Raw genomic sequence first — 24,554 nt, forward strand, 5'->3', positions numbered from 1 at the left:
TTGGTTCTTTATGCTTCAGCTATTTTCCGGATCTACAATAGCCGTTATGTCTTCAATATGATGAAGCGTAAACGTTCCTTCGGGTATAAACCAAAAAGCATCGGAAGCACGGTAAGTTTCTTGGACGGTTAACACAATGCTGTCACCTCGCAATGTAACGTGAACAGCCCCTTGATTGCCTTGACCGTCTTCGTCATAAGTAAACGATGTTTTTCCATTGATAAACTCAGCGTTTTCATTCAAAGCGTCTGTCAATCTCAAACAGTTAGGCGGTTGACACGATTCAATGGAAACAGAAGCGATATTCCCCTTAACAGCTTCAAGGGTAATAAAAGGAGACCCATCATTTTCACCTGTTCCCCACGTTCCGTTGTATGCGCTTAGAGACTCCTCTTTATTAGAGACAATTGGTGCTTCGGAGGAAGCAACCGTTTGGCTTGATTTTACCTCTTTAATATCCGCTAGCTTTAGCTCGCCGTTTTTTAAAACCGCGCTATACTTCCATGAAAAGTCAGCTGTTCGCGTCGAACCATCCGGTTTAGTAATCTTGATGCGCTCGGTTGTTTGAATGTGATAGTTTTCTCCACTTCCGCTTGTTGAATCAACGCTAACTGAAACAACTTCTTCTCTTATCCCGCTGCTATATAAATCTGAGACGAGTGCTTTTTGTTGATCATATAAAGAACTTCCAGGTTGCAAATACGGCTCTACTTTTGAAAATGAGTTAGTGTTAATGCCTTCTACTAATCCATTAACATAGCCGTTTATTATGGAATCCACTTGATAATTCTCTAATACGTTTGGCTGGCTACTGCTTGTTAGAAGCTCCTTTTTATGTAGAGATGTTTCAGGAATTTTTTCTTGTTTCTCTTCATTTTTTTTGTGTTGTTCTTTCTCATCGTTATCTTCGCTTTCCTCTTTGTCACTGCTGTTGGTTTTTAGCTGTTTTTCTTCTTCACTCACTTGTTTTGACTGAGTAACCTGCTCTGTATTGTTACTCTCTTGACAGGCAGCTAGAAAACAAAGCAACAGCAAAGACATCATGAAGTAAATCTTTCGCACTACTATATACACTCCTTCTTGATAGTTATAATAGTATTTTAGCACTAAAAAATAAAAGTTTGATATTTTTTCATAAATTATACAATTATACCAAAAAGAGTTAAACTAATAATACTTACTCTATCAATAAGGAGATCTGACAAATGATTCGAAGGCTTACAAAAGAACTATTACCTCCTTTGCTTTTTGGAACGTTAAACGTGTTTCTTTTCTATCACTTACCTGAAGACAAAATATATTTGCTCGTCGTAATCTGTCCTTTATCCTACCTTCTTATTTCATTTATTATTGAAAAGATTCTGCCCGATAGACAAGACAAACACGAAGCATAAAATGACACATAAAAGCCAGAGCACAAAAGTGCTCCGGCTTCTTTTCTTATTGAAAAACCTTCCCTTTAGCATCTACATAAATTGATTTCACAATGGTACGCTCAAACGGCTTTCCGTCTTTTGTTTTGCCTTTGATGTCGGCAGTGATATTGTAGACGCCTTCTTCAGCAAAGGAAGCGTTAAACTGCTGGTTTTTCTTTATATCTTTGTGTTGCTTCTTTATCACTTTGCCATTTTTCTTAATGTGTAGCGTTGCGTCTGCTTTTGCAACGTCACCTGAATGAACTACGTCGACAGAAGAAGGAGTTACGTTTTGAAGTTCAATGTCATCGTTTAAGCTACTTTTTACACTTACATTTAAAAAGTATGTTGCTTTCTGATGCTTTGCTTGTACTTTCCATTTTCCTGCTTCAGGAGATGCTACTTGGAACATGTGATGATTTGCGCCCTTAAATACGCCTTCATCAACGGTGCGAATCGCGTTTTTGTACACCTTTCCAGTTGGACTAACAAGCTCAAGGTCATTCATTTTTTGCTCGCTAAGCCAGTCTACTTCAATCTTTGTTGCGCTTTCTTCTACCGTAAACTCTTGTACAGCAGAGCTTGTAAATTCTCCACCTCGGTAAATGTTGCTGCTTTCTTCATGCTGCGTAGTTTCTAATGAGCTGACTTTTGAAGCGGAAAGTGCTTGTGTCGTCGTTAAGTATGGTTTAAACAAATTGAAGGTAGCGCTAGATTTAACAGTTGAGTGATCCCATGAACCCACGCGAACTTCACGACCGTACGGTAAACGAGAACTTGTCACCGTTACAGCTCCGTCGTTAGAGCCGTAGGAGTTCAAATAAACGCCCCCAAAATAAAGCGCTGAACCAAAGCTGCCCCAACTCGTGCCACCAAACGTATAAATTGGGTTTTTCAAGCGATTAGCATGTGAATCCGTTTGGGTACGGTAATTCTTCATATAGCCTGTTTGAAGAGAGTACGTTGCGTCGTTTTGACTGCCGAGAATACCTGTCAACCAGCTTGTCCAGCTGCTGTAGGCTAGGTCTGCAAGCTGAGATCCATGATGCGGACTAGATAGTGTAATCAGATTGGATACATAAGGATATGCTCCTTGGTGTACAAGTGCATTTTGCGTATCAATGCCGCCTTTACTATGCGCAACCACAACGAGCTTTTTGTTCCCAAAGTGACGATAGATTTCTTCAAACTTCTGTTTTAAAATCGGACCGTTTGTCCACATGTTTTTATCCGGATGCACATCGATAAAAGCAGTTTGATAGCCATTTTGATAAGCCGTGTTGTACATATCATTTCCTTCCCACCATGTATTTGAAGAGCTGTTAAAACCATGAACAAATACAACGACAGGTTTAGCGGGATCTACAAAAGCAGGTGTATTTCCTACGTACCATTGACCAGGCACGCCGGATGGATCATCTTTTCCTCCGAATCCTCCTGCCTGCGCACCCAGCGGAACAACAAGCCAGAAAACCATCATCAACATGAACAAACGCCTCATACCGTTCTCCCCTATCTTCAATTGTCTAGGAGGAAGCAGACCTCCCGATTTTAAAATAGCAGGATTATTATAGAAAAAAGAATAGTATTTTCCATAAATACGTATGAAGTCCTAGTAAAATGAGTCAATGGTCCAGCGTTGTCTACTTATCTCTTATTCGATAACCTTCTAGAAGTCTTAATTATTTAAAGACTATGTCTATTTAATTGCTAAAATAAATAACCAGGAGTAAAATATCTCACTGTTGAACTACTTGTAAGAGGGAGATGATGAATTTGTTTCAATCTAATTATGTAAATGTAAACGACGTAAACCTGCACTATGTGACAAAGGGTGAAGGAGAGCTTATGTTATTTCTGCACGGCTTTCCTTATTTTTGGTATAACTGGCATCATCAATTAGAAGAGTTCTCAAAGGATTACCGGGTTGTAGCAGTGGATATGAGAGGCTATAACTTATCGGATAAACCAGAAGACGTCTCAGCCTACAAAATGCCAATTTTAATGGAAGATGTCCGCCAATTAATTGAAGCATTCGGTGAAAAGACGTGTACACTTGTAGCACACGACTGGGGTGGCGCAATTGCTTGGGCATTCGCATACACATACCCAGAATATGTGAAGCGTTTAATTATGTTTGATGCGCCTCACCCTTATACGTTCAGACGAGAGCTTTCTGAAAACCCAGCACAGCGCCAAGCAAGCAGCTATATGGAAAAATTTCAACAGCCTGATTCCCATGATTATTTTTTAGCAAATGACTGCGAGAAACTAAAGCAGCTCTTAATTGCACCGGGCCTAGAAAAAGGCTACCTGTCAAACGAAGACGCGGAAAAATATATGAAAGCTTGGCAGCAACCAAAAGCGCTTAAGTCCATGCTTCACTACTACCGAGCAGCAGGATTCTATCCGTTTGAAGAAAGTGTAAAAAAACCGCTGAACCTGCCTCATACCATGTTTGAATCGCCAACGCTTATCCTATGGGGAAATGCGGATTCTGCTTTTGAAAACAGCAACTTAGACGGCATTGAAGAATATGTGCGCGACGTAACCATTCACCGCTTTGACGGAGTTGGACATGCCCCTCAGCATGAAAAGCCAAAAGAAGTTAATCGTTTAATAAGAGAGTTTTTGACAAAAACAAGCTAAAAAAAAGCTAGCCTGCTTCCAGAAGCAGGCTAGTCGCAATTAGAATATGAAGTGTGCAATCAGCACGATAAGCGGAAGAGCAATTACTGTGCGAAGGATAAAAACGAGCACAAGATCTTTAAAGCGAATCGGAAGCTTAGATCCTAGAATTAATCCTCCAACCTCAGACATGTACACAAGCTGCGTCACTGATAAGCATGCGATGATAAAGCGCGTCATTTCACTTTCAATCCCACTGCTTAGAATAGCTGGTAAAAACATATCTGCAAAGCCAACTAAAATAGACACAGATGCTTCAGCTGCTTCCGGTACGCCCATCAACCCTAAAAGCGGCACGAACGGTTTTCCAATCCACTCAAAAAACGGTGTATATTCCGCCACAATAACCGAAATCGTCCCGATTGTCATAACAACTGGAATAACAGCAAGCCACATATCCAATACGTTTTTTGTACCGTTTCTAAAGAACGTGGACACGCTTCCATTTTTGCGCGCTTGCTCGATTGCTTTTTCCGTTCCCCATTGAAACGGCGTTTGACCATTTGGAATAAACGATTCATCTTCACGCTCAATCTCTTTAAAATACGTGTTTTTCTTCAGTGATAATGGTGGAATGCGCGGCATGATAAACGCTAGCGCTAACCCTACGGCAACAATTGTTAAATAGTATGGAACGAACATGTGAGCAAGACCAATTTCAGTGATGACAACGATTGAAAACGTAATCGATACAACCGAGAACGTTGTGCTAATAACCGCTGCTTCTCGCTCCGTATAATGCCCGTCTTCATACTGCTTGCTTGTTAGAAACACACCGATTGTCCCGTCTCCAATCCAAGATGCTAAACAGTCCATCGAAGAACGTCCTGGCAGCTTAAAGAGCGGACGCATCAGCTTAGCAAATAAAACTCCACATAAGTCAAGTAAGCCAAAATCTAAAAGCAGTGGTAAGAAAAAGCCAGCAAGTAAAAACGTGGTTAGCAGTACTGGCACCAGGCCTGTTAACAAAAAGCCTCCCGTGTCATCCGAAGTAATAAAAGCAGGACCTACCCCTAACACAACCATTGCCGCAAATAAAAAGCCAAGCGTACGCGCTAGAAAAAACGGAATGCTGACATCAAACAAATTCTTTAAAAACGGCGAGTTCATGATAAAGTTAGGTTTTCCCCACTTGGCAACGCATGTTCCAATAAACGTAACTCCCATTAAAATAGCAGCAATCATTGGAATCGTTGATGCAAATACATCGCCAAGCCAGTTTGCAACAAATGCGACGAAAACGGTCGTTCCTTCTTCCAACGGTATCGGAATCATAAATAATAAAATTCCTAATACGGATGGAACAATAAATCGAACATAATCTCCTCTACTATACCCCTTGTCCTGTACCTTCTTTGCTGGAACGCTACTCACTGGCGCTCCCTCCCCCCTTAAAAGTTATAACCCTTAAAGTCTATAAAGCTTACTGTAGTACGTACGCTCTTCAATTCGCTGACGATTTGGTTCAAAACCAATCCCCGGTGTGGTTGGTACGGTAATCACTCCATTTTCAACTGTAATCGCAGGGTCTGTGATATCGCTTGAAAAGTAGCGTGAAGACGCCGATGTGTCGCCAGGAAGCGTAAAATTATCAAGCGTCGTAATTGCAACGTTATGAGCACGTCCTACACCAGCTTCTAGCATCCCCCCACACCAGACAGGTATGCCGTGCTCTTTACAAAGGTCATGAATCTGCTTCGATTCATAGAGTCCACCGACGCGGCCAATTTTAATATTAATAATTTTACAGCTTCCTAACTCAATAGCATGCCTTGCATCATCAAGCGTATAAATGCTTTCATCTAAGCAGAGCGGCGTTTGAAGCTCGCGCTGCAGCTTCGCATGGTCAATGATATCGTCATAAGCAAGCGGCTGTTCAATCATCGTGAGGTTAAATTCATCAAACGCTTTTAAGTGATCAATGTCACCTAGGGTATACGCTGAGTTCGCATCTGCCATCAAGGAAATATCCGGGAAGCGCGTGCGAACTGCTTTTAAAATATCGAGATCCCAGCCTGGCTTTACCTTTAGCTTAATTCGCTTATATCCTTCTTCACAGTTTTTTTCCACCGCTTTTAACAGCTCATACTCTGAATCTTTAATTCCTAAACTAACGCCAACATCAATGGTTTCTTTCGTACCCCCAAGTGCTTTCCAAAGCGGCTGATTATTGCTTCTTGCATATAAGTCCCACATTGCACCTTCAAGCGCTGCTTTCGCCATGGAGTTACCCCGAATCGGTTCAAACAACTTTTGGAGTTCGCTAGGATGGGAAACAGGATGTTGAAGCAAAAGCGGAATTAAATAATCCTCCATGATATGCCAATTTGTTTTGAGCGTTTCTTCTTTATAGTAAGGCTCTGGTGAAGCAACAGACTCTGCCCACCCCGATAAGCCGTTTTTCCCTAGAATTTCTACTAGAATAAACTCTTTATGCGTTTCGGTGAAAATGCTTGTTGTGAACGGTTCTAAAAGTTCCATTTTCACGTGGCGCAAAATAATGTGCTGAATCTCCATCTCGTTTCCCCCTACCTTATTTTTTTGTCACTACGTAGTAATGAATATCTCCGTTTGTTTTCACAAAATCCGTGACTTCATAGCCACCGTCTAGAGCTTTGCTAAATGCTTCTCTTGTTTTTAAGCGCCACTGTAGCGCCAGGTCTTGATTTTTTGCCTTTACCTCTTGATAGCGAGCAGGTACCGCTACGAATAACACGTCATGTATTAACGCAGAGCTTATGGCTGCCGGGGTTGGCAATTCTTGATTATTTAGCACATAGTTCAATAAAATATTTTCTTCGTGAACGTCCCACTCTTCGTACTTCTTTTCTTCTCGCTCCTGTACGCGCTCGCTTTGAATCCACCAATGCACCACAAAGCGGTCTGACGGTATTCCAGTATTTAGAATGTCGTTTAGTTCACCGTAATAGTTTTCTTTATAAGCTGCTCCAACCCCGCCAAGCTTTCGTAAATTCAAGTTAGCATTTGCCGTTTCAAGTGGGTCATATGTCCACGCAAGCAGCTCATAGCCTAGTTTCTTGGCTTCTTGGCGCTGCGCCCATTTCAGTTTTTGTCCAATACCGTAGCTACGATATTCTTTTAAAATGCCCAAGCTATGAGAGCATAAGTAAGGTTGCTTGCCATCAAAGCCCGGAAATGAATACTGAAACCCAATGAGCTTGCCTTCATGAAAAGCACCTAATACCAGCCCCCCGTTTCGAATCGTTGCAACCATCATTTCAACTGGAACAGGATCTTCTCCCTGCCAAACTGTTCGCTCTAAATCCCCTACTTTTCGCAGCTCTTCGGGATGCTCCACTCGCCGAATGATGAGCTCGTCCATACGTAAATCCGCCATATTATCTCCTCGCTTATTCCATGTATGTATCTTGATGCGTATATAAGCCTTCAAGCTTTTGCTGACGCTTTTGAACGCCAGCAGGATTTTTTTCTTGGTATGCCGTAAGCACCAAGTCTAAAAGCGTAATGACCGGAGCAATCGAGTTGCATCCTGACTGTACATTTGTCTCTGTTAAAAGCGTAATGTCAGCTAGCTCTCCAATCGGTGATAAAACACGATCCGTAACGGCAATTACCGTCACCCCAACTTTTTTCGCGTAAGCGGCAAGCTTTGTCGCTTCTTTTGCATAGCGTGGAAACGAAAGAACAATGACCACTGACTCAGACGTTAAATCGCAAAGGCTTTCTTGAATATCTCCCGGCTGATTGATTAATCGCACACGTTCACGAAGCGTCGAAAGCATCATTGAAAACCAGTGTGCTGCCCCGTATGAAGTTCGGTAGCCGGCAATGAGCACTTGATCTGCATGAATCAGCCTGTCTACCACCTCCCAAATTCTCTGAGTGTTTTCCTCGTTTTCCAAGCGGCGAATGATGCTCAGTTCACTTTCTAATACGCGCTTAAGAACGTTTTGATTCTCTTCTTTTTCAACTGTTTTTTCGTGTCCCATTACGCGCTGCTGAATCGCATCTTGCATTTGGGAAAAGCTTTGAAAGCCAAGAGAATACGAAAGGCGAATGACCGTTGTTTCGCTGACTCCCGAGGCACGCCCAATTTCTGCCGCCGTTTGAAACGACGCTTCTTGCAGAGAGTCAAGTAAATACTGAGCAACCTTCTTCTGTCCAGATGACAAACGAGGAAACGCTTCTTTTACCACGTGTTCAAACCGCTGTGCACTCATTCTCCTTACACCTCTGCTTTGGATGCCAAAAGAGCAAGGTTAAGATAAATGTTTGTTCCGGTCAAGAGTGCTTCTTTATTAAACGTCATGTCAGGATGATGAAGGCCGTGCTTTAATCCACATCCAAGACCTACCATCGTCGAAGCAACGCCCGTTTCTTTCGTGTACACGTGAAAGTCTTCAGCCCCCTTCGTTTCGCAAGCTGACGCGACTCCTTCATTGCCGATGACAGCTTGAATAGCTTGGGTAGCTCTTTTAATGGTCTCCACGTTTGGAACCGCAGCGTATGTACGCCCTTCAAAATGATAGTCGATTGCTATTTCGTACATTACAGTCAAATGAGAGATGATGTGTTCCACTCGCGATTTCAATTCATCCATCCCTTCGTTTGTATTGGCTCGCAAATCTAGCGCAAACACACCTTCATCAGGAATGACATTGGTGCTGTCTCCTCCAGCTTGGAGCTTCGTCATTTTGACTGAATAATCATTCGTTTTTGTTAAGCGTATCCCCCTCAGCATCTGTACAAGGTCTGCTGCGATTTCAACCGCATTTTTGCCAAGCTCAGGTCGTGACGCATGAGCTTGAACACCGTGGATAATGCCATGAACCGCACAGGCTGAGCCGTGTAAAATCACTGGAGATGCTTTTTTATCTTCTACTTCCCACTCAGGTCTTACATGCATACCGTAAAGCTCCGTCACGTTTTGCAAGCATCCCGAGTCAATCATTTGCTTCGCTCCCGCACCCGTTTCTTCTGCTGGTTGAAACAAAAAGCGAATTGTTTTTTGCGACTTGATGTTCATTTTCTTGAGCGCAAGAGCCGTGTACAAAAGCATGGTGCTATGAGCATCGTGCCCGCACGAGTGATTGGCTTTTAGCTCTCCGTCCATCCATTGCACGACCGCATCTAAATCAGATCGGAACGCTACCACTTCGGAAGAAGCACCTTGAAGCTCAGCAGTTAAGCCATAATGTTCTGAGAATGTGCGAACGCTGTATCCAGCATCCTCTAGCTTCTTTTGAATATAAGCTGACGTTTCTTTTTCCTCACCGCTTGGTTCTGGATATGTATGCAGATGTTCATAAGTTTTATAAATGTCATTTTTCATCTTTTCTACGTATGACTGGTTCATTCCATCCTCCTTCGCACTCAAAACTTCATATTTATTCATAAATGAAGTTTTTCCTTCACTTGATTCTTATACTATCATAACTTTCTGACAATGCACAATAGCTTTAGAGCACTATGAAATATTGGAATATGAACTAAAATACTATGCAAATATATAACCTCTTCAAAAATAATGAAATAAATGTTAAAATAGTAAAAATATAGTGAAACAACATTGATCAAAAAGGAGGGGACAAACCATGTCAAAAGGAAAAATTGCTTTTTTATTAGTTCTTTCCCTATTAGCGGTTGGAGGCTTCATGACAATGTTTTTTTCAAACAGCTCTGACCAAGTCACTAGTAGCAAAGGTCCAACGTTAAAAAACGAAACCATTAAAAACGTCACGCATTCTCTAACGGCAAGAGAGGATATGCTGCTTAATACTAATCAAGCGTTTGTCTTTGAATATGACTCTGGTAGCAAGAAGAAAGAAGTCGACGTTTGGGTTGAAAAGTATGAAAAGGGGCTATTTGTAGAAAAGCTAAATGAGTTATCTACAGAAGTGGACAAAGAAGGACTGATTATTTTCACTTCTAGCGATATTTATCCGGAAGATGAAGACGGAGAAGAAGTAATTACTATGTTTAACTTAAAGGTTGGAAATCAAACGGGCAGCGCCGGGTTAAGCTTCACAGAAAAAAGGAACATTGAAGAAAAAGAGAACTTAGCTGGCACGTGGGAAGGCTTCTATCAAGACGTACAAAAAATTGATGGAGAAATGCCACTAGGCTACATGGCTTATTCTTCTGAAGATTCCATATCAAGCATTCAGCTAAACTATTTAAAAGATCCAAAAGCTCACGAAAAAGAGCTAAAAGAATACGACAGCATCTACGTTTTAAAATGCCGTTTTCACTAAAACAAAAGCAGGTGGTAGACATGTTGAAGTTCATTGACGACATTGCTGGTTCTCTGTATGACGTCATGAAGTTTCTTATACGAAGCTTATGCTATTTCTTGGCTGGAGTATTGATTGTTGCTATTCCCCTTTATGTGATTGTTTTTGTGCTTCAAGCTTTTGGCAAGTAAGAATATCCATAAGGACAAATTAAAATTAAGAAAGAGGTTCAATAATCATTGAAAAAATCGACACCAACTAACCACAGCAAGAAAAAAGACTTCACAGATACAAACTTATTTCTATTTATCATCATTTTCATTGCCGGTCTTATCTCTATTTTCATTTTACATTAACGGTATACTTCTTTCCTACAAACGCTCAAAGCATTTTGAGCGTTTGTTTATGATAGTCAAATATTAGATTTACCGTACTAGAATACTAGCTTCTTAATAAACCATTACAAAATCTTTTCATTGAACACTTCACCTACATACATCCCGCTCGCCGCTGCTTGAGAGAGCGAATGCGTAACGCCAGAACTATCTCCAATAACGTATAGCCCTTTCACATTGGTTTCGAAGTATTCATCCGTTTCCACAACCGGCGAATAAAACTTCCCGTCCATTCCATAAAGAAGCGTATCTTCGTGAATGCTTTCTCCAAGCAATCCTTCGAGCTTTCTTAAAAAGGCTTCTAATGCAGAAATATAATTAGTTGGAACATAGTTCAATAAATTCCCCGCGGTAGCGCTAAGCGTTGGCTGAATTCGATTACCGCTCATGTCTTCCTTGGACGTTGCTTTTTGACGTCGCAAGTCGGACAAACGCTGAACGACAATCTGATCTCCACCGGCGTTTAGTTCACCAATCACATTTTGCGCATAGGTATTCGCTTCTTGTAGCGTATTAAAATAAGCAGGTGTAAAAAGAGTGAAGTTTAAATTTGCCGTACCGCTTCCTTCTTCTCGGTAATTTTGACCATCTGGCATGACCAATCCCTCTTGATATTTTCTAATAATGCGCCCCTTTGGATTCATACAATATGTATAAGAAATGACGCCTTCATGTTGGGAGGCAAGCTTTGTTTCAAACGTATGCTCTAACAAACGATTGAGCTGGCGACCATGCATTTCAACACGTATTCCTAAATCTAAGCGAGTTAATCCTTTCTTCACACCGAGAGCTGAGAATTGTTCTTCAGCCCAGTCGTTCCCTGACCTACCTGTTGCGACCACGACGCGACGTGCTTGTACATCCCCTTTATTTGAAACAATTTTAAACTCATTTTCTTGTTTCTCAATGCGCTGGACGTCTACTTCAAACCACATGTCAATTCGTGACTTCAATACGTCGTATATGCGCTGGAAAATAGCAGTCGAACGAGCTGTTCCTAAGTGTCGGACTTCCGTTGAAAGAAGCTGGAGACCATGTACTTTTGCATTCTTTACAAGTGCTGGATTCACTGTGGAATACAGCTCTACTTCATCCCCTCCGAACGAACAAAGCACATTGTCTACTTCTTTCATGAGACGAAGCGCTTCTTCTGGACCTACTTTTTGCTCTAAATCTCCGCCAAAATCATTGGTGTAGTTAAACTTTCCTTCTGACTTTCCGAGTCCTGCAAAACCGTAATATTTTCCACACACGTCACAACTGCAAAGCTTCCCTTCATCAAGAGGACATGACCTTTTATGGAGCTGTTTTCCCTTATCAATAAGCAGTACGTTTTGGCTTTGGCTTGCCAGCGTGTACGCTAAAAACACCCCGCTTACGCCTGCTCCAATAATGACAACATCATACACATCGCTTCACCCCATACTCTTTTATATACGTAGAAGCTACGCTGGTTAAATACCGAACAGCGTAGCTTCTCGCTCTAGCAATCTATTTGCTGTTTTTACGACGATCGCGGTTTTCACCAACCGCAGCCATCCCTGCAATTAAAAATGGCAAGCTGATCACGAAGGATTGCAGCCACGTAGAACCTAATACTTTGAACAATACAAACACAAGCACTGTCGCAGTAAAATAGATGGGAATAAACTGCTTTGAAAGCCATCGTTCACTCATGTTCATCACTCCTATAGTACAACTTTACAAAGAATCGCAGCACTTCGCAATATGAAAGAGTTTATGACCATTATTTTCTACTTTCTGCTTTCTCCTACGTCTTCACGTATGATGCTTCTCTCCTGATCCATGTACTACATTCTATCAAAGATACAGATACTAAAAAAAGAGAGCGAATACCACTCGCTCCCTTTTGCGTATTATGCTGATTGTTTAACCCTATCGTTTTTCTCTTTAATTCTTTTGTTCTTGCTGTAGCCAGCAAACAAAATGAGAACAACTACGACTGCTTGAATCAGATAGGTCGCAATCCCGTGATGAATGTGAAACAGCTCGCCAACGCTTTTGTCTTTTAAAATCATTTCAGCTGCCGTCCAAGCTAAAATTCCAGCTCCAACGTATGCAATCCACAGATACTTGTCCATTGCTTTCACGATTGCTTTTGAACCAAAAATCATAATTGGAATACTAATCAATACGCCAAGAGCAACCATTCCAATATGACCATTTGCAGCCCCAGCAACCGCTACTACGTTATCAAGACTCATCACTGCGTCTGCGATAATAATTGTTTGAATCGCTTTTCCTAAGCCGTTATAAGACTTAATATTTGAACTATCTTCTTCTTCCACCAGTACTTTGTACGCAATCCACAGAAGCAACACGCCGCCGATGATTGTCACAAATGGAATTTTCAGTAGGTATACGATAACTGCCGCAAACCCAATGCGTAGAACGACCGCTCCAAACGTTCCCCAAAAAATCGCTTTGTTTTGCAGCTCTTTTGGTAAATTCCGTGTAGCCATCGCAATTACGACTGCATTATCTCCAGATAAGATAATGTCAATAAGAATGATTTTTAATAACGCAATAATAGCTGTTGATGAAATCGCGACGCCTAAAGTGAAAAGCTCATTTTCCATGCTTATCGTCTTCTCCTTTTTACTTACAGGAACACTGCCTGTAAGATATACTGTTTAGAACCAAGAAGCTATTCTTAAACGAAGCAAGCGCTGCAATCGTTCGTTCAAACAACAAAAAGGCTCCGAGCCTAAGCGTTCGAAACCTCAAAAACCAAACGTCGATCACTCAATGTGCTTTGAAGCACGCTTGACTTTGTTAATAGAATAATTTTACTACATTCTAAATAGTATATCAAAGTAAAAGTTTATATAATAAAAATATTATATTAATGAACAGTTATCTTTCTGATTTCTAATACATAAATGCTACTCTACAGTGATGAGAAAAGGGTTTTTATGTATTCTTTCTCTTCCCCCAGGGCTTTAGATAAGAAATAATAACTAAAAAAGTTAAAAGACTCATGCTTACTCCAATACCCAAAAACAGCATTCTCCGACTTTGAAGATAGAGAGGATTTTGCAAAGGGTGTAATCCACTAGAAAGTATTTTTGGAAATAAATTATATACTACATTACCAGTAATTAACGCTCCAAAGAATATTGCAAGCATATTTCCTACCCATTTTATCAGAACCCAATAATATTTTGTTAGTCCTCCCCAGTGTGTACGTAGAGCTAACCATATTCCCGTGAAGAAAGAAGCTAATGCCCCAGGAATAGTTAAGTAATGGTCAAAATAGCTAATGAATAAAATTCCCGTATAGATCTCTGATTGTTCAGTAAAGAAGGTCATTGAAATTGTGACTAAAAGCTGCCCAAACACCCCGCTAAAATAAATGATTACCGCAAGAACATGCGCAATCAGCCAACATTGCTTATTTGTTTTAGCTAACTTTTTACGAAGGTTTTTAGACAGAAATACGCACAGAAAAGTTAGCAAGAGAAGTGTTGCTAGTAGCGTAATAATAAAAATAAGCAATAGATAATCACTCCTCTATTCCTAGTTTTGAATATTTAAAAAACACTACTGCATTAAATAAAATCTAGCATTTCCTTACCAAACCGAACGATAAACCGCACGCCATACAAAATCAAAACACCCCCAGCAACCACCGAGATATTTTTCAAAAATTTATCTGTCAAAAGATTTCGACCGAAGTGTACCGTGAAAGCCACGTTCAGATTCCAAAGGATAATTCCTCCTAAAATAAATAAGCTGTAGAGAAAAGAAAGAGAATGAGACATCGTCTGCGTCATTTCCTGTAAGGTAGAGCCATAAACACCAAACCAAAATACAATATTTAAAGGATTCAATAACGCAATTAAAAAGCCAACAGAAAACGTTTTATACCACGGAGCCGAAGTGGTTTTCATGTCTTCCTGTTTGAACGAATGCTGTTTCGATAGGCTGCTTATTCCGAGTTTAATGAGAAAAAAACCGCCTAACAAGTATGTAAACACAACCACCAAGTGATGTTGAAATAAATGTTCAGCTCCTAAATAAATGACGACTAGAAACAGGAAATCTCCCGTAACTCCTCCCAGGCCGATAAGCCAAGAAGGCCAAAAACCACCTGCAATTCCTCGCTTGATCATCTCTACTTTAATCGGCCCTAATGGTGCTGCAAGACTGATTCCTAATACCACTAGGTGAATAATTAGAATAGTCACGTTATCCCTCCAACTCCATAGCTTGTCTTTCTATAAGATATGACCGTACCTTTTGAGATAGTCTACTTAGCTGCGAATTGCTGCATAACAGCTCGGTAAAAGATTGAACTATTATGACTAAATACTTATCTAGCACATTTAAATGAAATAATAGGTTTACATACCAATAATTGGGGGACTTAACTTATAAGAACGACATTACTTTATTAGGAGGAGAGTTGAAAATGAACAATAATACGAAAACAGTTGAAAACAAGGTAGAGAATAAGCTAAACGAAATGAGCCAAGAAAAGAAAGACAGAATTCTTGCTAGCTTTACCGAATTCCAAACGTACTTAGGAGATAAAGTTTCAAAAGGTGAGAAACTAGGGTTAAGTGATGATCAGCTGGCTTTAGCAGCTAAAAAAATCGGGGATTACCTAGCAAAACACGAGGAACCACAAAACGCAGAAGAATACTTACTACAAGAGCTATGGAAAGTTGGTAATGATGAGGAACAACGCCACCTTGCTCATATGCTTGTTAAATTGGTTAAAGAGTAACGCGCACTTGGTGTACCGTTTTAAATAGATACCTTTTCATTTGAAAGAAGAATGGATAGTTCATTCTTCTTTTTTTATACTTCAGTTTCTCTTAATGTGCTTTAAAAAGACGTTTCAAAAGACATGTTTACATCCTTTCAACCTACGTATAAAAAGGAAAATTTTTAGATGCTATTCATAATGGTATTGATGCTACTTATAAGAAATTTAAGCACATAAAAGGTGTACCAACAGCTTGTAAAGTATTTTAAAATTGATTGTAACAGAGCATCCTAAAATGATGCTCTGTTTTTTATAATGTAAACGTGATAATTTATAATTAACCTCATTTAATAGGATTAGAAGTTAATTATCTACCTAATAGACTTCGTAACCAACCTTTTTTCTCAGGTTGCTTCTCATGTTCCTCAGCAGCCGCTATTAACTTTTCACCTTCTAGCATCGCTCTCATTGTACCAGTTACATCCTCATCTCTTTCTTTCAGACTGTGTTCTATGTAGAGGTTTTGCTTTATTAATTTCTCAAAGATCCTTTTTAATGTGTAGTCTTGATTGCGGTTTAAATACTTAATTAGATTAAACCTTTCTAAACCTTCGTTTTTAAATACATGGTATCCGTTTTTCTTACGTTCAAACGGGATATATCCTTCTAGCTCTTTTAACCAGTTCCGCATGGTGTGTGGACTTTCATCTATAAGATCAGCTACATCTTTAAACTAATAACCCACCATTCCCCTTCACAGATCCAACACCTGGATACGTTAAATGGTTATCTAACCCATTCAGACCTAAATTCTGCAGAGCTGACTGTGTACGCACGTTAATGGTGGCGGTACCCCTGAGTTGTTAAAACTTCGTCGTTTTTGCGAGCTTGTCCGCTCCCTTTGTGCCGACTATGCTCATGGCAACGTTAGCAGTTAGGTAAGAAAAATAGTGGCCTCTGCTTTTTGCATCGCCGTTTATAACCTGTTAGTTTCAGGAGTTTTTTATCTCGTTACAGATAGTTTTGGCTACGCCTTTTGGGTCATCCCAAACGGCTTTGACTCCTTCACCGATGCTTTCTGCTGTTTCGACTGGATGCTGGATCATATGTACGAGGTCATTCTACGTCTCGTTAACTGTGTGCGTCATGTCTTTTACATTATGCTGATTGTTTATCTACTTGAGTAACGAACTTTAAAACCATCTTCATTACTTCATACTCTATTACAATCCTTATTTACAAAAAGCACTTGTTGCCTATCAGAAAACCAAGTGCTTTATAGTTAGCTATATAAAATACTCCATTAGATTAAAACGGCATCCCGCATAATTATATGGCAATTTTTTATAAAAAATATCATTATACAAACTCTTAATGGTACAACCATCAAAAGTTTGTGATTTTCAGCAATCTCATTTATAATTTCTTTCTATTTATCTATATTAAAACTCTTCTTCCCATGCTTCTTTTGCATTCAATAACCTTTGTGATAAAAACTCATAAAAATTCTTTGCTGTATTGTAGTCATCAAGTCCACCTTGTCTATCCCATGCTATTACTGGACACTCCTTGTTTTCCATATTACTAGTGTCTAGACAATAAGCATATTCCCCAATATCTTCAATAACTACTAAATTCTCACTCATTCCTAAATCCCTATAACTCTCTGTTTCAATAACAACAGAAGCTATATTAGACTTAGCAACCCCTAAAATATCAACACCAAATAACCCACCGGAGCCATAATTAGTTAAAAACCACTTATAACTTTCTGGCAATTTTAACTGTAGGGTATCTTGAACATAATCAACTTGTTTTTTATCTACTCCACCAGTAAAGTCATCTGATTCCATATTTATCTTAATAAAATTGGTTAATTCCTCTTTATTCATTCAAAATTCCTCCTTTTATAATTCAGCTTTATCTATTTGCTTAGCTCTCCATCTCCAATATTTCGACCTGAAATTTTCATATTGCTTTTTTAACACAGGGTCGTTTCTAAAGCTTCCACCATTCTCCACTAAGCGATGCAATATTTTATCATACTCCTTATGCATACTATCCGGGAGCTCCACCATTGATCCGGGCTCTCTTTGAATTAAATGATGAAGTTCTATAGCAGTCCCATCTTGCCAAATTGGTGCTCTTCCTTTTTTCATTAATTGGAGATTTGTCATACCAGTTTTAGGGTCAATTCTCATATAATCAATATCTAACCTTTGAAAAACCCGTCTGCTAATATCCCTTACTTCTCCATTAACTTTAGTTGTTCCAGTATATTCTACATCCTTATAGTTTTTATATTCTTTACCCGTACCCTCAGCAACCTTCTCATCCCTAACCTTCGTCCCAACCCCATGACCACCATCCACACACTCAATAAACTGATACCCGCCATTCCCCTTCACAGATCCAACACCTGGATATGCTAAACGGTTATCCAGTCCCAAGTTCTGCAGAGCTGACTGCGTACGCACGTTAATAGCTGCGGCACCTTCATTCAGTTTCTTCGTGGCGGCACCACTGAGTTGTTCAAGCTTCGTCGTTTTTGCGAGCTTGTCCGCTCCCTTTGTGCCGACTATGCTCATGGCAACGTTAGCGGTTAGGTAGGAAAAGTAGTGGCCTCTGCTTTCGGCATCGCCATTTATAACCTGTTCGTTCCAGGAGTCTTTAATTTCGTTACCGATGGTTTTAGCTACACCTTTTGGATCATCCCAAACGGCTTGTGCTCCTTCTCCAATGCTTTGTAACGTTCCTTTTGGGTCTTCTACCATATGTACGAGGTCATTCCACGTATCGACACCGGCATCTGTCGCTCCGCCAGCGACGCCATCCCAGCTTCGTTTTGTGACGTCTAGCGCGGTTTTTGTTCCTTGCTTGATGTTTTCAATGCTGACTTCCCAACACGCTTGAGCTTGAACACCCTATAACTTATATATGTAATGTAAAGATTAGCCATAGATTATTTATTCAAATAAAAAAGCACTCGTTGTCTTTTTAAAAGGCAAGTGCTTTTAGTTAAATTTTAATTCTTTTAGTTTTTTTGCTTTATTTACTTCCTTAACACTACTAAGCGCCCGCTTAATTATTTTTAAAACTAATTCTATTTTCACTTAATCTTGCAAATTATACTTCGTCAGGTATGGACCATCAGAGCTTATTTTAATTGCTACATTACTCATCTATCATTCTCCTTATAATTCAAATTCTTTTAAATAATTTGAATTAGTAAAAGAGAATAAAATATTTTGAATAAATGAACAAATACAAAAAGGAAGACCTTTTCTTTTAGAATTAAATCACCACAACCAATTCAAATAAAGAAGGTCTTCCTATGAATCAATTTACAACAGATCTTGTTCAAGCTCGAGCAGAGCTACAAATGATGTTTAAAACAAACTAGTGAATAATATCTATAAGAACAACAAATTCGTATTTACACAAAATTATTGAAGGTCCCATTAATTTTCTAAGTAGCCATCTAATTCATTAAAAATGTATATTTATCTCTTCTTTAAGAGCCTTTTCTAAATACTCTTCAAAACTGCTTGCTATAATCTCTTTTCCACCAAAATCAAAATCAAATGTAATGATTTCTGTATTAGGTGAATTAAAACCTACTGGATTCCCTGCACTGTCTACTCCAATAACAATAAATTTCTCATACCCTTCAGGAAGAATATTTCTAAACTGTAGAGATTTCTCTACAAATGATGGTGTAGCAACAAACTCTGCTTCTCTCAATCCTAAAACAATAGCTTCACCAACTGCTCCTGAACCATACTTCAAAAGAAACATTTTAAAGTCCTCAGGTAATTTCACTTTTAGCTCAACTTCAGCTTGCATTACTTCCTCAATATTAACAGTCCCTCCAAATGCTTCTGGGCACATTTCAAGCTCTTCATCAATTGCATTTAACAATTCTATTTTCATTCAATTATCCCCCTTTTAATCATTTCATTAGCATATCTTGCTTTCCAATATTCTTTACGCCATTTATTGAATTCCTGCCTAGCTTCTCCACTGCCAACTCCACCTTTATTTCCAAATGGATGCTGTCTTTTGTTTCCTAAATCATGGTACCTACTAGGCATCTCAATTATTGGTCCCTCAACTCTTTGTTCATGATGGTGAAGTATAATAGTATCATAAACTCCATCTTTTGGTGCATACCCTTTTTTAAATGAATATATCAACTGTTTATCTGACATATTTGATAATGAACGTTGTGCTTTCACTTCAAAACCTTTAAATTGTGCTGTAAATTTACCCGTTTGTTCATAACCTTGAATTGCTTGTTGAACATCTTTAGACGTTACTTTATAAATGTCATTTGTTAAATTAGACTTACCCGTGCCTTTACCACTCTCATCCCTAACCTTCGTCCCAACCCCATTACCACCATCCACACGCTCAATAAACTGATACCCGCCATTCCCCTTCACAGATCCAACACCTGGATACGCTAAACGATTATCCAGCCCATTCAGGCCCAAGTTCTGCAGAGCTGACTGCGTACGCACGTTAATGGCTGCGGCACCTTCATTCAGTTTCTTCTTGGCGGCACCGCTGAGTTGTTCAAGCTTCGTCGTTTTTGCGAGCTTGTCCGCTCCTTTTGTGCCGACTATGCTCATGGCAACGTTAGCGGTTAGGTAGGAAAAGTAGTGGCCTCTGCTTTTTGCATCGCCGTTTATAACCTGTTCATTCCAAGAGGCTTTAATTTCGTTACCGATGGTTTTAGCTACGCCTTTTGGGTCATCCCAAACGGCTTTGACTCCTTCACCGATGCTTTCTGCTGTTTCGACTGGATGCTGGACCATATGTACGAGATCATTCCACGTATCGACAACGGCATCTGTCGCTCCGCCAGCGACGCCATCCCAGCTTCGTTTTGTGACGTCTAGCGCGGTTTTTGTTCCTTGCTTGATGTTTTCAGCGCCAACTTTCCAGCTTTCTTTGGACACTTCGATGGCAAGCTTTGTGCTCACTTTCGCTTTTGCAAGCCCAGCTGCTGCTTGGGATTGGACATCTGCCCACGTTTCGTGAGCTGTGTGCTTCAGTTCCTTTACGCCGTCTGAAACAGCTTGTACGCCGGTGTTCCACCCTGTTTTTGTCACGGTCCAAGCAGCTTCTGCTCCGTGGGTGACTTGGTCAACGCCTGCGTGAAAGCCATCCGTTGTCTTATCCCATGCATGTTCAACGCCACTTGTGACGCTTCCCCAAGCCGCACCCCAAAATCCTTTTTCTTCTTTCTTCTTGGCATGTGGGTTTTCGCATACTTCAAGCGTGAAGCTTTCTCGCGCTTGAATGTTCTTTTGATTTTCGTAGGCTTTTCGCTCGACTTCTTTGGCTTCCACATACGAAACGGCGCGGCTGTTGGCTTCTCCCTGCATGCCATACACTGGGCTTGCTTTATAGGCATCAAGGTCAAAGTAAAGAGGCGTCGCGTTTCCTGCTTGGCTTGTGGAACTTGTGACGGCTTGAATGTTTTGGGTGACCATATTATAGAAGAATGACAGCCCTTGGTATTCTTGAACGAGATCCGCGTCTAGCTGATTCACGGCTTGGAGCGTATCCTTTCGCTCTTGTTCCGCTTCTTCTAGGTACTGATTGTACTTAGCACTTGAAAAGACGTTGAGCGGTAAGATATGGTCGATTGTATTAAAAATATCCTGCAGGGCGTTTTGCTGCTGGATGATCATTTGCTTAGCTTGCATGTTTCCTTGATGAACGTTTTGGTCTAGAAACGCTTCCGCTACAAATGTACTTCCTTCAAGCTCTGAAGTTCCCATTTTCGCTTCAATGGTTTCAAAAAAAGCTCGGTTTGTTTCAATCAAGTTCAGCCACTGATTGGCAATGTCTGCGTGGCTTTGATAAAAAGCTTTAATATTGTCTGCGCCTTTTCCTTGAAGATCTTCATCTAAAGCGGCGATTCGCTTAAACGCTTTTTGTAACGTTAGTAGTTGCTTTTCCATTTCGTTATATGAACTGATGCGCTCTTTTGCTGTCTCTAGCAGCGCGCTCGCATCATATACAGCGTTTTGCACTCCAAAAAGCTCCTCTCTATTATATACGTTTTCTATCTATCTTTCATCTCACGTCCTAGCTGCGCGCTATCATCTCATCCTGCTCTTTTAGCTGTTTGAGGTTGCTTTCCGTATCCGCTATTTGCTTAGTGAGAAGCTGAATATAATTCGTCATAAGCTGCTGGATTTCCATCTCTTGGTTTTTCATCATCTCCGTAATTTGCAAACGATTGTCTCCAACGCTCTTCATTTCCTTTACGACGATGTCATCTTTCGCTACCTTTAACGCGTTTAGCTCATTCATGACCGATTCATAGTTTAATTTAATGGTGTTTCCCATGCTTACAGCCTCCCTCTGATGTGACTAATCTTTCGATGCAGCTCCTCCGCTGCTTCTTCTCCTTTATGTACAAGCGAACTTGCTTCCGTTGCCACGAAGCTCAGCCCATTTAATAGAAGCTGTTGACTTTCAAGCTTCACAATTGCCGATTCAATATCCGATAAGTAGTCTTCATACTCATCGTGTAAAATTCGCTTCAGCTCTTCTTTGGCGTTTTCACGCTGTTCATCAAATCGAATCGACCGCTTTCCTTTCCATCCTTCTCCAAGCTCTGGATTGGTTACTAAGCTCATATCGTTCATGGAGAGCGCTCTCTCTGACGTCACTTGTTGCTTGGCAGACTCCAACAGCCGAATTTTTTCATTCACTTCCGCTGCTTGATGAGAAATCGTACTTGATAGCCCAGCAATAATCTTTGCGTAATCCACTGACCGCACCTCCGCACAGTATTTTTCCATATTTTATAGTATAAAATAACGAATATTGGTTCTGAATAGGAAGAACCTCTCTTTTTCTACTAATATTTGTGAGGAAAATGGGATAAAATAGATAAAAGACCTATGTATATGTAAGATAAAACCATCTGAACCTCTATTTCACTACACATAAAAAAGACTGCCTTTTACTAGGCAGCCTCGTAGACAAATAGGAATTAGAAGATTGGAAGATCATCTTCTGTAGATGACTGGTAACCGTCACCAACGATCCATATTTGTTGGTTATCTGGTGAAGAGTTTTTCGTGTATAAAACATTCTTTGGTGAAAGAACCGTGCCTGCTGTACCAGCTTTAATGATATTTGAGCTTGTCCCTAAAGTTGGTGAATACTGATAGTATGCTGTGTCTGTATCAATTTCAAAATGCAGGTGAGCACCCGTTGAGTATTTACCTGTGTTTCCGTAAATTCCTAACGTTGTATCCTTTGTAACGCTTTGTCCTTTGGATACTTTAATCGAAGCTAAGTGATTATAACGAATCACAACATCTTTCGTCGTTTTTGTACCGTGAATATATGCTTGCGGATATTTCACGATAACCGTATTACCTAAAATGTTGTCATATCCTGTTGCTAAAACAGTTCCTTTTCCACTTCCCCAAACCGTACGATCAGTGGTCGCTGATACTAAATCCCAACCATAATGCTTAAATCCAAATTTTTGATAGTAGTTCGTATTTAAGTATCCAGCGGTAATTCTTGCATTATTAATCGGTTGGATTAGCTTTTGTGAAGCTGCTTCAGCAAAGGTTGGGACCGCAATTCCCATCGCAAAAATAAACAATGTGACTAAACTTAAGATTTTTTTCATAGATTACTAGATTCCTCCTTTTATCCTTATATTAACAGATAAAAAGAAATAATTGTTATATTTTACAATTATTTAACAAAATAAACAAAAGAAAAAAGCAGTGCTTATAATAGCACCGCCCCTCTTCTAGTAGTCATCTATTATGCCCAAAGCTTAAAAATCTTCCCTCTCTTCACCGCTTCTGGCTCCTCCATCGCAAGAGCCATGCCTTCAATAACTGCTTCCGCGTTTTCCATAAACGTATAGAGCTGGCCCGTTCCATACTGATCGGAAATAACGTCGTAGGCTTTTGAAAGAGAATAATCCCAATACGTTCGCTCGTCTACGCCTGATGCGATAACGTGAGCGAGTCTGTGCTTGATAAAAGTTGAAGCAGATTTGCGCGCTTGCTTTCCGTTAAGTCCAAGAATACTTCCAGCGCTAAGCTGCGTTACAAAGCCTTTTTTGACAAGGTCGTAGAGTTTATCTGGGTGTTGTTGAAAGACTGGATGACGTTCAGGTGCTTGTAAGATTGGTACAATTCCTTGAAGCTGCAGGTCGTAGAGTAAGCTGTCGAGATTCGCTGGTAGCGTATGATAAGGTAGGGACATTAGTAGATATTTGTCCGTATGGTTCAGTGTAAGAAGCTTTTGTTTTTCATAGTGTTTAAGTAGCTGAGGCGAGGCAGGTACGAGCTGTCCTGGCAAAACGCGAAGTGGAATAAGCGCTTCTTCTAACCAATCGTTGGCGGCGCTCGCATACAAAATAAGCTCATGGCGCGTCACGTCGGACTCTTCCCAAAACAGCGGAGTGGCGACGACGGAGTGAACGCCTTTTTTCACAAGCGAACGCGCCATATTCGTAAACGTCTGCACATCTCTTGGTCCATTATCAATGTTCGGCAAAATAAAGGTTTGAAGATCAATCATTGAACAATGCCCTCCTCCACAAATTGTCTATCTTTATCATACGATGTTTCACGGAGATTCTCTATGGAATTCGCTCGACAACTTATCCAACAATCATTCGTACAATTACAAGAAATACGAAAAGTCCTAACAAAATCCACCAAATTCGCTTATTAATCGCTTTAAAGAAACAAATATAGCTGAAAACAGGCTCAACCCTCTCTTTAAAAGAGGTTCAACATGAAAAGACAAAAGCTGTAACGAACGAGAGAGTACTACATTAATGTCCGAAACGGTGAGTCCTGTTGACTATATTTCTATCTTGTTTCACAGCTCTTAGCTTCCTTACCCAAAAAAGAGCGCTCCGAGTATAAGGAAGGCTGTGCCAAAGATTATAACCCAAATAATTTGGTCGTTGCATTTTTTATAAAACCTTGAATACAAAATCATAAAAATAAGGCCAATCCACCATGAACCCGTAAATAACGAACTATAAATTAGAACTAAGATTGCTATAATAATGGAACCTGAAAAGATGAAATCAAAA

General features: G+C 40.1%; 25 protein-coding genes and 1 pseudogene. 5 read left to right on the forward strand and 21 right to left on the reverse strand.

The window, feature by feature from the left end; translation table 11 throughout:
• Positions 1-15: 15 nt before the first annotated feature.
• Complete coding sequence (locus EPL02_RS04180) at positions 16-1,062, reverse strand: TcaA NTF2-like domain-containing protein (protein ID WP_131887041.1); 1,047 nt, start codon at positions 1,060-1,062, stop codon at positions 16-18.
• A gap of 143 nt (positions 1,063-1,205) precedes the next feature.
• Here EPL02_RS04180 and EPL02_RS04185 point away from each other — a divergent pair, with 143 nt between their 5' ends.
• Positions 1,206-1,394, forward strand: coding sequence for a hypothetical protein (locus EPL02_RS04185; RefSeq protein ID WP_131887042.1), 189 nt, complete (start codon positions 1,206-1,208; stop codon positions 1,392-1,394).
• Positions 1,395-1,440: 46 nt separating this feature from the next.
• Here EPL02_RS04185 and EPL02_RS04190 read toward each other — a convergent pair whose 3' ends face one another.
• Positions 1,441-2,916, reverse strand: a complete 1,476-nt coding sequence (locus EPL02_RS04190; RefSeq protein ID WP_131887043.1) for an esterase/lipase family protein — start codon at positions 2,914-2,916, stop codon at positions 1,441-1,443.
• A 269-nt stretch (positions 2,917-3,185) separates the two neighbouring features.
• Here EPL02_RS04190 and EPL02_RS04195 point away from each other — a divergent pair, with 269 nt between their 5' ends.
• Positions 3,186-4,064, forward strand: coding sequence for an alpha/beta fold hydrolase (locus EPL02_RS04195; protein WP_286175188.1), 879 nt, complete (start codon positions 3,186-3,188; stop codon positions 4,062-4,064).
• Between the two features lie 39 nt (positions 4,065-4,103).
• On the opposite strand, the gene EPL02_RS04200 is transcribed toward EPL02_RS04195, so the two are convergent.
• The 5 genes from EPL02_RS04200 to EPL02_RS04220 are packed head-to-tail and all read right to left on the reverse strand — an operon-like array spanning position 4,104 to position 9,441.
• Positions 4,104-5,477 carry a YjiH family protein gene (locus tag EPL02_RS04200; RefSeq protein ID WP_256993354.1) on the reverse strand — a complete coding sequence of 458 codons (1,374 nt, stop codon included), beginning with the start codon at positions 5,475-5,477 and terminating at the stop codon, positions 4,104-4,106.
• 33 nt (positions 5,478-5,510) lie between these two features.
• Positions 5,511-6,620: an o-succinylbenzoate synthase gene (menC, locus tag EPL02_RS04205; protein WP_131887045.1), complete on the reverse strand. Its 1,110-nt coding sequence runs from the start codon at positions 6,618-6,620 to the stop codon at positions 5,511-5,513.
• Between the two features lie 16 nt (positions 6,621-6,636).
• On the reverse strand, positions 6,637-7,461 hold the full coding sequence (locus EPL02_RS04210; RefSeq protein ID WP_131887046.1) for a GNAT family N-acetyltransferase: 825 nt from the start codon (positions 7,459-7,461) through the stop codon (positions 6,637-6,639).
• Between the two features lie 13 nt (positions 7,462-7,474).
• Positions 7,475-8,305 carry a MurR/RpiR family transcriptional regulator gene (locus EPL02_RS04215; protein WP_131887047.1) on the reverse strand — a complete coding sequence of 277 codons (831 nt, stop codon included), beginning with the start codon at positions 8,303-8,305 and terminating at the stop codon, positions 7,475-7,477.
• Positions 8,306-8,310: 5 nt separating this feature from the next.
• Positions 8,311-9,441: an amidohydrolase gene (locus tag EPL02_RS04220; RefSeq protein ID WP_131887048.1), complete on the reverse strand. Its 1,131-nt coding sequence runs from the start codon at positions 9,439-9,441 to the stop codon at positions 8,311-8,313.
• A gap of 238 nt (positions 9,442-9,679) precedes the next feature.
• On the opposite strand from EPL02_RS04220, the gene EPL02_RS04225 reads away from it, so the two are divergent.
• Together EPL02_RS04225 and EPL02_RS20775 are read left to right on the forward strand one after the other, a co-directional pair.
• Positions 9,680-10,339, forward strand: coding sequence for a hypothetical protein (locus EPL02_RS04225; RefSeq protein ID WP_131887049.1), 660 nt, complete (start codon positions 9,680-9,682; stop codon positions 10,337-10,339).
• A gap of 20 nt (positions 10,340-10,359) precedes the next feature.
• A complete protein-coding gene (locus EPL02_RS20775) occupies positions 10,360-10,509 on the forward strand; it encodes a hypothetical protein (RefSeq protein WP_165932509.1) in 150 nt (49 codons plus the stop codon).
• 269 nt (positions 10,510-10,778) lie between these two features.
• Here the strand turns inward: EPL02_RS20775 and EPL02_RS04230 are convergent, their stop codons facing one another.
• From EPL02_RS04230 to EPL02_RS04250, 5 genes are all read right to left on the reverse strand, one after another.
• Positions 10,779-12,122 carry an NAD(P)/FAD-dependent oxidoreductase gene (locus EPL02_RS04230; RefSeq protein WP_131887050.1) on the reverse strand — a complete coding sequence of 448 codons (1,344 nt, stop codon included), beginning with the start codon at positions 12,120-12,122 and terminating at the stop codon, positions 10,779-10,781.
• An 82-nt stretch (positions 12,123-12,204) separates the two neighbouring features.
• Complete coding sequence (locus EPL02_RS04235) at positions 12,205-12,390, reverse strand: hypothetical protein (protein ID WP_062954658.1); 186 nt, start codon at positions 12,388-12,390, stop codon at positions 12,205-12,207.
• Between the two features lie 200 nt (positions 12,391-12,590).
• On the reverse strand, positions 12,591-13,313 hold the full coding sequence (locus EPL02_RS04240) for a TerC family protein (RefSeq protein WP_131887051.1): 723 nt from the start codon (positions 13,311-13,313) through the stop codon (positions 12,591-12,593).
• A 334-nt stretch (positions 13,314-13,647) separates the two neighbouring features.
• The gene (locus EPL02_RS04245) at positions 13,648-14,232 is read right to left on the reverse strand and encodes a DUF2269 domain-containing protein (protein ID WP_131887052.1); all 585 of its coding nucleotides are present in this window, start codon (positions 14,230-14,232) and stop codon (positions 13,648-13,650) included.
• 53 nt (positions 14,233-14,285) lie between these two features.
• Positions 14,286-14,924 (reverse strand): LysE family transporter, encoded by a 639-nt coding sequence (locus EPL02_RS04250; protein WP_131887053.1) that lies wholly within the window; start codon positions 14,922-14,924, stop codon positions 14,286-14,288.
• Positions 14,925-15,148: 224 nt separating this feature from the next.
• Here EPL02_RS04250 and EPL02_RS04255 point away from each other — a divergent pair, with 224 nt between their 5' ends.
• The gene (locus EPL02_RS04255) at positions 15,149-15,466 is read left to right on the forward strand and encodes a DUF3243 domain-containing protein (protein ID WP_131887054.1); all 318 of its coding nucleotides are present in this window, start codon (positions 15,149-15,151) and stop codon (positions 15,464-15,466) included.
• 349 nt (positions 15,467-15,815) lie between these two features.
• On the opposite strand, the pseudogene EPL02_RS04260 reads toward EPL02_RS04255, so the two are convergent.
• The 9 genes and pseudogenes from EPL02_RS04260 to EPL02_RS04300 form a co-directional block, all read right to left on the reverse strand.
• Positions 15,816-16,166: pseudogene (locus tag EPL02_RS04260) on the reverse strand (MerR family transcriptional regulator); the annotation flags it as partial.
• A 724-nt stretch (positions 16,167-16,890) separates the two neighbouring features.
• Positions 16,891-17,340: an SMI1/KNR4 family protein gene (locus EPL02_RS04265; RefSeq protein WP_094913403.1), complete on the reverse strand. Its 450-nt coding sequence runs from the start codon at positions 17,338-17,340 to the stop codon at positions 16,891-16,893.
• Between the two features lie 15 nt (positions 17,341-17,355).
• Entirely contained in the window at positions 17,356-18,222 is an 867-nt protein-coding gene (locus tag EPL02_RS21100; RefSeq protein ID WP_286175189.1) for an HNH/ENDO VII family nuclease, read from the reverse strand.
• Between the two features lie 715 nt (positions 18,223-18,937).
• On the reverse strand, positions 18,938-19,381 hold the full coding sequence (locus tag EPL02_RS04275; protein ID WP_094913402.1) for an SMI1/KNR4 family protein: 444 nt from the start codon (positions 19,379-19,381) through the stop codon (positions 18,938-18,940).
• Complete coding sequence (locus EPL02_RS04280; protein ID WP_131887056.1) at positions 19,378-21,495, reverse strand: T7SS effector LXG polymorphic toxin; 2,118 nt, start codon at positions 21,493-21,495, stop codon at positions 19,378-19,380. Before EPL02_RS04280 ends, EPL02_RS04275 begins: the two co-directional genes overlap by 4 nt.
• 55 nt (positions 21,496-21,550) lie before the next feature.
• Complete coding sequence (locus EPL02_RS04285) at positions 21,551-21,814, reverse strand: DUF5344 family protein (protein WP_131887057.1); 264 nt, start codon at positions 21,812-21,814, stop codon at positions 21,551-21,553.
• A gap of 2 nt (positions 21,815-21,816) precedes the next feature.
• Positions 21,817-22,242: a hypothetical protein gene (locus tag EPL02_RS04290; protein WP_131887058.1), complete on the reverse strand. Its 426-nt coding sequence runs from the start codon at positions 22,240-22,242 to the stop codon at positions 21,817-21,819.
• Between the two features lie 224 nt (positions 22,243-22,466).
• A complete protein-coding gene (locus tag EPL02_RS04295; RefSeq protein WP_131887059.1) occupies positions 22,467-23,120 on the reverse strand; it encodes a M23 family metallopeptidase in 654 nt (217 codons plus the stop codon).
• 140 nt (positions 23,121-23,260) lie between these two features.
• Positions 23,261-24,028, reverse strand: a complete 768-nt coding sequence (locus EPL02_RS04300; RefSeq protein WP_131887060.1) for a tyrosine-protein phosphatase — start codon at positions 24,026-24,028, stop codon at positions 23,261-23,263.
• Positions 24,029-24,554: the final 526 nt, after the last annotated feature.

Source organism: Bacillus sp. CBEL-1, assembly GCF_004348885.1.
Taxonomy (GTDB): Bacteria; Bacillota; Bacilli; order Bacillales; family Bacillaceae_H; genus Priestia; species Priestia aryabhattai_A.

Bases quoted from the DNA above. Each gene is read 5' to 3' on its own strand.
- EPL02_RS04300 (WP_131887060.1), bottom strand. From the start codon at position 24,028: ATGATTGATCTTCAAACCTTTATTTTGCCGAACATTGATAATGGACCA.
- EPL02_RS04185 (WP_131887042.1), top strand. From the start codon at position 1,206: ATGATTCGAAGGCTTACAAAAGAACTATTACCTCCTTTGCTTTTTGGA.
- EPL02_RS04190 (WP_131887043.1), bottom strand. From the start codon at position 2,916: ATGAGGCGTTTGTTCATGTTGATGATGGTTTTCTGGCTTGTTGTTCCG.
- EPL02_RS04235 (WP_062954658.1), bottom strand. From the start codon at position 12,390: ATGAGTGAACGATGGCTTTCAAAGCAGTTTATTCCCATCTATTTTACT.
- EPL02_RS04225 (WP_131887049.1), top strand. From the start codon at position 9,680: ATGTCAAAAGGAAAAATTGCTTTTTTATTAGTTCTTTCCCTATTAGCG.
- EPL02_RS04295 (WP_131887059.1), bottom strand. From the start codon at position 23,120: ATGAAAAAAATCTTAAGTTTAGTCACATTGTTTATTTTTGCGATGGGA.
- EPL02_RS04210 (WP_131887046.1), bottom strand. From the start codon at position 7,461: ATGGCGGATTTACGTATGGACGAGCTCATCATTCGGCGAGTGGAGCAT.
- EPL02_RS04275 (WP_094913402.1), bottom strand. From the start codon at position 19,381: ATGAAAATAGAATTGTTAAATGCAATTGATGAAGAGCTTGAAATGTGC.
- EPL02_RS04195 (WP_286175188.1), top strand. From the start codon at position 3,186: ATGAATTTGTTTCAATCTAATTATGTAAATGTAAACGACGTAAACCTG.
- EPL02_RS04265 (WP_094913403.1), bottom strand. From the start codon at position 17,340: ATGAATAAAGAGGAATTAACCAATTTTATTAAGATAAATATGGAATCA.
- EPL02_RS04240 (WP_131887051.1), bottom strand. From the start codon at position 13,313: ATGGAAAATGAGCTTTTCACTTTAGGCGTCGCGATTTCATCAACAGCT.
- EPL02_RS04220 (WP_131887048.1), bottom strand. From the start codon at position 9,441: ATGAACCAGTCATACGTAGAAAAGATGAAAAATGACATTTATAAAACT.
- EPL02_RS21100 (WP_286175189.1), bottom strand. From the start codon at position 18,222: ATGGTAGAAGACCCAAAAGGAACGTTACAAAGCATTGGAGAAGGAGCA.
- EPL02_RS20775 (WP_165932509.1), top strand. From the start codon at position 10,360: ATGTTGAAGTTCATTGACGACATTGCTGGTTCTCTGTATGACGTCATG.
- menC (WP_131887045.1), bottom strand. From the start codon at position 6,620: ATGGAGATTCAGCACATTATTTTGCGCCACGTGAAAATGGAACTTTTA.
- EPL02_RS04285 (WP_131887057.1), bottom strand. From the start codon at position 21,814: ATGGGAAACACCATTAAATTAAACTATGAATCGGTCATGAATGAGCTA.
- EPL02_RS04215 (WP_131887047.1), bottom strand. From the start codon at position 8,305: ATGAGTGCACAGCGGTTTGAACACGTGGTAAAAGAAGCGTTTCCTCGT.
- EPL02_RS04255 (WP_131887054.1), top strand. From the start codon at position 15,149: ATGAACAATAATACGAAAACAGTTGAAAACAAGGTAGAGAATAAGCTA.